Genomic DNA, 7,202 nt, shown 5'->3' with positions numbered 1-7,202 from the left:
GCGCGGAGCCGCCATGGGGACGGGAGTGCCGGCATGGGTCGCGCCGCGCCCTCGTGCACCGCCACGATGCTGACGGCGGCGGCATGGGCGGCGGCGCGGACGGCCGGATAGCGGTGCGCCGCCGCCGCGGCCCGCAGTTCGGGGGGAAGCGCGCAGGTCGCGGTGGCGAAGCGCTGCTGGAAGGACGGCCAGCCCGCCGTGATCGCGGGCCGTCCGACGCCGAGCGCCGTCCAGAAGGCCAGCCAGTTCTCGGCGGCGAACGTCTCGATCTCGAAGACGGCGCCGTCGGCCGACCGGAACGGCGGCGTCCGCCCTGCGGTCCCCGGCACGGGCCCGCCGGGGTCGGACGTCGCGACGGCGACGTACTGGGTGAGCGCCAGCGCCGCGGCCTGGGCGACGGACGTCGCCGCGCGGACGGGCGCCCCGCCCCGCAGCACGGCCAGCATCCCGGCGGCGATCGCCTGGGCCGCGAGGACACCGGCGCACACCGACGCGAAGTCGACCCGGAGCGCACGCGGCGCGCCGGTCGCGCGCCCGTGGACGTGCATGATGCCGCAGGCGGCCTGCACGTCGCGTTCGTTCACCATGGGCACCCCCACCGGCCCGGACCAGCCGATGCCGCACTCGGGCAGCGCGCGGTCCCCGGACAAGCGGTCCCCGGACAGGAAGGGGGCGCGGACGACGCCCAGCCACCCGGCGGGCGCATCCGGCGGCGGAGGCGCGGCACCGGCCTCGATCACGCAGCCGAGCGCACGCAACCGGGCGGCGGCGACACGGACGACGAGCGAGTCGCCGAGCGCACGCACGACCGTCCCGTCCAGAGGACGAACCGTGAGGTCTTCCGAGGTGCGCGACGCCGTCACGTCCATCTCCCCGTCCCGTGCGTCTCGGGCGGCAGCCCCAGGTGCTCGCGCAGGGCCGCTCGCCGCACCTTGCCGGTCGCCGTGCGCGGCATCCGTTCCCACGTCACGAGGACGGGTTCGGCGAGTTCCGGCAGGTCGGCGAGGGCGCTCCGCCACAGGTCCGGATCCAGGCGCCCGTCCTCGACGACGAGCACGGGCTGCGCGCGACCGCCGGGGACGCTCAGCACGACGCATTCGCCGACGCCGGGCAGCCGGTCCTCGATGACGTCCTCCACCTCGACGCAACTGGCCTCCGGCAGGGCGTCGGACTCCCGGTCCAGCAGGAGCAGGCGTCCGCCGCGGGTGAGGACGCCGAGGTCCCCGGTGATGAACCACCGTCCCGCGCGCTTGCGCAGGTAGCGCTCCCGCTCGGCGGTGTAGTCCAGGCACAGCGCCTTGGTGCTGCACGCCAGCAGGCCGGCGGTGCCGCGCGGGACGGGACGCAGCGTCTCCCGGTCGACGACGCGGAGCCGGGTGCGCCCGGGGACGGGGCGGCCGAGGTCGCGGGTCGTGGGGTGCCGTCCGCGCTCGGCCCGCATGGCGCGCCGGGTGAAGAAGCGGAAGGTCAGCGGACCCGTCTCGGTCTGCCCCCAGCCCTGGAGCCAGACCGGACGCGGATGCCGGGTGGCGTCGAGGAACGTGCGGACGGTCGGCGGGTGCACGGCGTCGAACGTGCTGACGTAGAGGCGGACCCGGTCGAACGCCCGCGTGCGCGAGTGCGGGCGCCAGCGCACGAACGTCGAGGGCTGCGCCTCCATGACGGTCGGCCGGTGCTCCTCCAGCGGCGGGCGCGCCTCGTCCCAGTCGGCGGAGGTGATCACCACCATCTTCGCGGGCCCCAGGGCCGACACGGCGGCCGTCCAGGCGAGCGCGCGGCCGTGGGCGAAGGAGAAGGCGGCCGCCGCCACGTCGTCCGGACGGGCGGCGAGCACGGGCCACCGGTGGGCCTCGAAGTCGACGAGGCGCCGCAGCAGCGTCCGGGTGGAGTGCACGACCAGCTTCGGCACACCGGTGGTCCCCGAGGTGTGCAGGATGGCGAGCGGGTCGTCGTCCGGCCGGCGGCGGGGCGCGGGGACGGTGTGCCCGCGCACGTCGTGGAGCGACAGCACGGACCCGTCGCCGGGCTCCCGGTCGACGCCGCGGTCGAGCACGAGCGTCCGGGCGGCCCCGGAGTCCGCCGGGCGGCCGTCCGGGAGCCGCGCCGCGTCCACGACCAGCAGCGCCGGGTCGAGTCGTTTGAGCAGGATCTCCAGTACGTCCTTCTCCAGGGACGCCGACAGCGGCACGGGCACCGCGCCCAGGCGGGCGGCCGCGCAGCACAGCAGCACCAGGTCCCAGTGGTCGCGCTTGCTGATGGCGACGCGGTCGCCCGGCTTCACCCCGGCGCCGGCGAACCATCCCGCGGCGTCCCGCACGAGCCCGGCCAGGGCGGGCGGATCCAGGACGGTGCCCAGGCCGGGGGCGATGTCCAGCGGCCGGCTGAGGTGAACCGTGGTGGAGTGGCCGCGGTCGGCCACGTCCTCGAACAGCGTTCCCAGCTCGATGCGCTTGCCGAAGAGTGCCATCCCCTCACCTCCACTGCCGGGAAAGGGCATCGACCGCCGCGGGCGATGACAGGTGGGTCTGGATCCGTCCGGCGGCCAAGGCCGCGGAGGAGATCGCGCCCTCGCTGCACGGGCGCAGCGGCACCCAGTCGCCCGCGTACTCGACCGCCGCGACGGGCCGGTCGGCGAAACCGCCGCGCAACGCCAGGGCGCGCGGCGTCGCCTCGGGCAGCCCGTGCCGGAACCGGTGCACCCGGACGTGGGCCGGCGCGGCCCGCAGACCGGGGACGAACCGCCGGGCACGGGCGATCAGCCGCTCCGCGACCGCGTCGTCGGGCACGGCGAGGAGTTCGCGGCAGCCGCGCGGCGCGGGGATGAGCGAGACCAGCCCGCGCCCGCGCGGTGCCCGGCCGGGATGCTTGCGGTGGTCGAGGGTGATGACGTTGAGCAGGGGGTCCTCGGCCTCGGGGACGAGCGTCGCGAAGCTCGCCCGCCCCCGCTCGGGCGGCGCGTCCATGACGAGGCTGACGCGCAGCATCGGCGTGTATCCGCACTCGGCGAGGAACGCCCGCGCGGCGGGCCGGGGCTCGTCGTACAGGCCGGTCGCGACCGGGGCCGGGACCGCGAGCACCACCGCCCGCGCGGTGACGGTTCCGCGCGGCGACTCCACCCGGACGACGCCGCCGTCGCGGGCCACGCGAGTGACCGGGTGGTCGGTGGTGACGTCCAGCCGCTCGGCGAGCGTGCGGGCGAGGGTGTCCATGCCGTCGCGGTAGGTGTGCCAGGTGTGCGAGCCGCCGGACGCGGCGAGGTGCGCCGCGAACGGGGCGGCGGCCGAGCGCTCCGGATCCCAGCCGAAGAACCCGGCGGCCAGCGGGTGGACGAGGTGGTCGTACAGGTCCGGGTGGTAGGGGCGGACCAGCTCGGCCACGGTGCCCCCGGCGATGCCGGCCCGTTCGGGACGGTCGGGATCGAGCCGGCCGAGCCGCGCCAGCCGCGCCTGCAACCGCACCAGGTCGAACCGTGCGCGCGGGCCCAGGCCGGCCCCGGTCAGGAGCCCCAGCGGGCGGCCCGCGTTCGGGCGGGCCCTGCCGTCCCGCCACACGGCCAGGGCGTCCCGGACGTTCGGGACGGCCGCCGGGTCGCGGTCCAGCCCGAGGGCGCCGATGAGCCTCCAGGTCGCCGGGTAGCCGGCGCGGCCGGGGAACATCTCGGCGCCGGTGTCGATCAGGCAGCCGTGCTCGCGGACGGTCCGCATCCGGCCGCCGACGGCCCCGGCCGCTTCGAGCACCCGCACCGTGCGTCCCCGCTGGGTCAGCGCATACGCGGTGGCCAGGCCGGCGGGCCCCGCCCCCACCACCGCGACGTCCAGCACGGGGACGTCCGGCACGGGGACGACCGGCGGGCGGGTCACGCCGTCGCTCCGGCGACGAGTCCGGCCACGACCAGCAGGGCCACCGTCACGCGGTGGGCATGGATGGCGATCCGGCGGGCGCGCAGGATGTCGCCGCGGAACCCGATCAGCAGGTGGGCCAGCCGCATGGCGACGAGCGGGAGCATGAGCACGGCGAACCACCGCGGCACGACCCCCGCGATCGCCGCGCCGGCGATGAGCGCGACCTGGGCGCCCGTCATGACGGCGACGAACAGCCGGTGCGCCGGGGCGGAGACCAGGGTGGCGACGGTGATGCGCCCGGCCGCGCGGTCGCCGTCGGCGTCGTTGGTGTTGGAGTACAGCCCGAACAGCATCGGCCCGGACCCGAACAGCACCGCAAGCACGAGCACGAACCCCGTCGTCCCGCCGGTCAGCAGCGCGTACGGCACCAGCGTCCAGCCGATTCCCAGGCCGATGAGGAAGAGCTCCTGGAACCCGCGATAGCTGATCTTCAGCCCCCAGGAGTACTGCACGGACGCGGCCACGCAGACCGCCGCGAGCACGACCGCCCACCCCGGGCGGTGCGGGGCCGCCGCGACCACGGCCGCCCACAGCGCCGACCCGGCCGCGGCGGCCGTCCAGGAGAAGCGCAGTGCCTGCGCCTCGGTGAGCGTCCCGGCGACGAGGGGTTTGCGGGCCAGCCGGCGCCGCGCCGCGTCCGAGCCGTAGTTGGCCGCGTCGCTGCCGTCGCGGTGGCCGGTGATGTCGTCGAAGCCGACCATGGCGGCCACGACGACGACCTGGGCGACCAGGGTCAGGGCGAGCAGGCCGAACGTCCGCGGCTCCCAGCGCGCGGCGGGCGCCAGCAGCGCCCACACGACGACGAGCCCGAGGTAGTAGTCGTAGATGTCCAGCTTGGCCAGGCGCGCGTAGGCGGCGAGGGTGCCGTGCCCGGACATACCGGCGCCCCGGACTGCGGTCTGGTGGCTCATCGGTCCCCCTGGGTGTCGGCGAACGCGCACACGGTGTCGGCGATGTACTCGACCTGCGCGTCGGTCAGGTTCGGGTAGAGCGGCAGCGAGATGGTGCGGCGGGCGGCGTCCTCCGCGTTCGGCCAGGACCCGCCGGGCCGCGCGTACGGGGCGAACGCCGGATGGGCGGGCAGCGGGCGCGGGTAGTACACGTGGGCGCCGACGCCGTGCTCGGCGAGGTGGGCCCGCAGCGCGTCCCGCCGCTCGGTGAGGACGGTGTAGACGTAGGGGAACCGGCCGTCCCCGCCCTCCGGGGGCGCCACCAGGCCCCGGCCGGCCAGCGGCGCGAGGCGGCGGGAGTAGCGGGCGGCCATCTCCGCGCGGCGCGCGAGCCGGGCGTCCAGGCCGGGCAGCCGGTGCAGCTGGAAGGCGGCCATCACCTCGTCGAAGCGGCTGTTGTGGCCGATCCGGTGGTGGACGAACCGGTGGACGCCGTCCTGCCCGTGGTTGCGGAGCATCCGCACGTCCGCGGCGAGGGCGGTGTCGTCGGTGACGACCATGCCGCCCTCTCCGGGCATGCCGAAGGTCTTGACCTGGACGAACGAGTAGACGCCGGCGTCTCCCCAGCGTCCCGCGGCCCGGCCGCGCAGCGTCCCGCCCTGGGCGAGCGCGGAGTCCTCGATCAGGCGGAGGCCGCGCCGGTCGGCCAGGTCCCGGAAGGCGGGCATGTCCGCCATCACCGAGAACATGTGGGCGGCCAGCAGGACCTTGGTGCGCGACGTGATCAGCGACTCGGCGGCGGCCGGATCGGCGGTCAGCCGCACCGGGTCGATGTCGGCGAACACCGGGCGGGCGCCGGCGTCGACGACGGTCGCCGCGAGCGGCGCGCAGCCGAACGCGGGCACGATGACCTCGTCGCCCGGACCGACGCCCATGGCCGCCAGGATCAGGGTCAGCGCGGACGTGCCGCTCGAACACGCGACGGCCTCGCGGGCACCGGTGCGTCCGGCCAGTTCCCGCTCCAGGCACGCGGTCCGCTCGCCGAGGATGAACGTCTGCTCGGGCCCGGTGCCGATGGCGCGCACGGTCTCCAGCAGCGCCTCCCTGTCCTGCTCGAACAGCTCCGGCGAGAAGAACGGGATGGTCGTGATCGGCGGAGCGGTCATCGCGTCCTTCCGGTGTAGAAGCCTTCGATCTCGTCGCAGACGCGGTCGGCGTGCGCCTCGGGCAGGTCGGGGTGGAGCGGGAGCGCGATGGCGGCGGCGCAGGCGGCCTCCGCGCGCGGGAAGTCGCCGGGCCGGTGGCCGAGGCGGGCGAAGCACGGCTGGAGATGGAGCGGGACCGGGTAGTAGACCTCCGTGCCGATGCCGCGGGCGGCCAGGTGCGCGGCCAGGGCGTCCCGGTCGTCGACCTGGAGGAGGTAGACGTAGACGACGCGGTTGCTCCCGGGGAGCGGCGGGCGCTCTCCGGGGACGCCCCGGACACCGGGCACGCCGCGCAGCCGGGCGTCGTAGCGGGCGGCCAGTTCCGCGCGGCGGGCGATGCCGGCGTCGAGGACCGCGAGCTTGGCCAGCAGGACGGCGGCCTGGACGTCGTCCATCTTGCTGTTGCGCCCCGGCAGCACGGTGGCGTTGGAGATGCCCGCGAAGTCGCCGAGCGTGGCGCCGCCGCGCCCGTGGTGGCGGAGCATGCGGACCCGCTCGGCGACGGACGCGTCGCCGGTCAGGACCGCCCCGCCGTCCCCGATGCCGCCGAGCGTCTTGGCGGGGAAGAACGACAGCACCCCGCCTACGCCGAGCAGCCCGGCGTGCGTGCCGTCCATGCGCATGCCGATGGCCTCGGCGCTGTCCTCCACGATCGTCAGGCCGTGCCGCCGCGCCACGTCCTGGACGCCGCGCATGTCGGCCATGCGGTCGAACAGATGGACCGGCATGATCATCGTGGTGCGCGGGGTGACCGCGGCGGCCACCGACCGCGGATCGACGCCGTGGCCGTCCGCCTCGATGTCGGCGAAGACCGGGACGCCTCCCGCGAGCGCCACGGCGCTGGCCGTCGCGATGAACGAGTAGGCGGGGACGATCACCTCGTCCCCCGGCCGCAGCCCGGCGGCGCGCAGCAGCAGGATCAGCGCGTCCGTTCCGGAGTTGACGGCCACCACCTGGCGGGCGCCGGTCCACGCCGCGAGGCGCTCCTCCAGTTCCCCGACCTTCGCGCCGTGCGAGAATTTCCCGTTGTCCAGAACGTCGATGACATGCCTTCTGATCTCGCCCCAATTGTTGTCGAAACTCTCGGCCTGACTGAAGAACGGAATGGCGGGTGCGGCGGTCGTCGCCGCCGCGGACGGCGTTTTCTGCACGATTGCCTTTGCGGTGGGAGGGCGGCGGGGAACCGTCCGGGGAAGACCCGGGGA

Annotated in this window: 6 protein-coding genes; all 6 read right to left on the bottom strand. The window is 75.8% G+C overall.

Going from position 1 to position 7,202, the window contains the following annotated elements:
- The coding region (locus tag E1281_RS00805) for a CoA transferase (protein WP_207943021.1) at positions 1-869 on the bottom strand (869 nt) is incomplete at its 3' end.
- The gene (locus E1281_RS00800; RefSeq protein ID WP_131875137.1) at positions 860-2,467 is read right to left on the bottom strand and encodes a class I adenylate-forming enzyme family protein; all 1,608 of its coding nucleotides are present in this window, start codon (positions 2,465-2,467) and stop codon (positions 860-862) included. The genes E1281_RS00800 and E1281_RS00805, both read right to left, overlap by 10 nt.
- Before the next feature lie 4 nt (positions 2,468-2,471).
- Positions 2,472-3,860: an NAD(P)/FAD-dependent oxidoreductase gene (locus E1281_RS00795; protein ID WP_243716444.1), complete on the bottom strand. Its 1,389-nt coding sequence runs from the start codon at positions 3,858-3,860 to the stop codon at positions 2,472-2,474.
- A complete protein-coding gene (locus tag E1281_RS00790) occupies positions 3,857-4,813 on the bottom strand; it encodes a UbiA family prenyltransferase (protein ID WP_131875136.1) in 957 nt (318 codons plus the stop codon). The genes E1281_RS00795 and E1281_RS00790 overlap by 4 nt, the downstream gene beginning before the upstream one ends.
- Positions 4,810-5,958: a DegT/DnrJ/EryC1/StrS family aminotransferase gene (locus E1281_RS00785; RefSeq protein WP_131875135.1), complete on the bottom strand. Its 1,149-nt coding sequence runs from the start codon at positions 5,956-5,958 to the stop codon at positions 4,810-4,812. The genes E1281_RS00790 and E1281_RS00785 overlap by 4 nt, the downstream gene beginning before the upstream one ends.
- Positions 5,955-7,148 carry a DegT/DnrJ/EryC1/StrS family aminotransferase gene (locus E1281_RS00780; protein WP_243716443.1) on the bottom strand — a complete coding sequence of 398 codons (1,194 nt, stop codon included), beginning with the start codon at positions 7,146-7,148 and terminating at the stop codon, positions 5,955-5,957. Before E1281_RS00780 ends, E1281_RS00785 begins: the two co-directional genes overlap by 4 nt.
- Positions 7,149-7,202: the final 54 nt, after the last annotated feature.

It is taken from the genome of Actinomadura sp. KC345, assembly GCF_004348515.1.
Classification (GTDB): domain Bacteria; phylum Actinomycetota; class Actinomycetes; order Streptosporangiales; family Streptosporangiaceae; genus Spirillospora.
Note: the sequence above shows the minus strand (reverse complement) of the source record. Positions and strands in the feature narration are given on the sequence as shown.

Bases quoted from the DNA above. Each gene is read 5' to 3' on its own strand.
- E1281_RS00785 (WP_131875135.1), bottom strand. From the start codon at position 5,958: ATGACCGCTCCGCCGATCACGACCATCCCGTTCTTCTCGCCGGAGCTG.
- E1281_RS00800 (WP_131875137.1), bottom strand. From the start codon at position 2,467: ATGGCACTCTTCGGCAAGCGCATCGAGCTGGGAACGCTGTTCGAGGAC.
- E1281_RS00790 (WP_131875136.1), bottom strand. From the start codon at position 4,813: ATGAGCCACCAGACCGCAGTCCGGGGCGCCGGTATGTCCGGGCACGGC.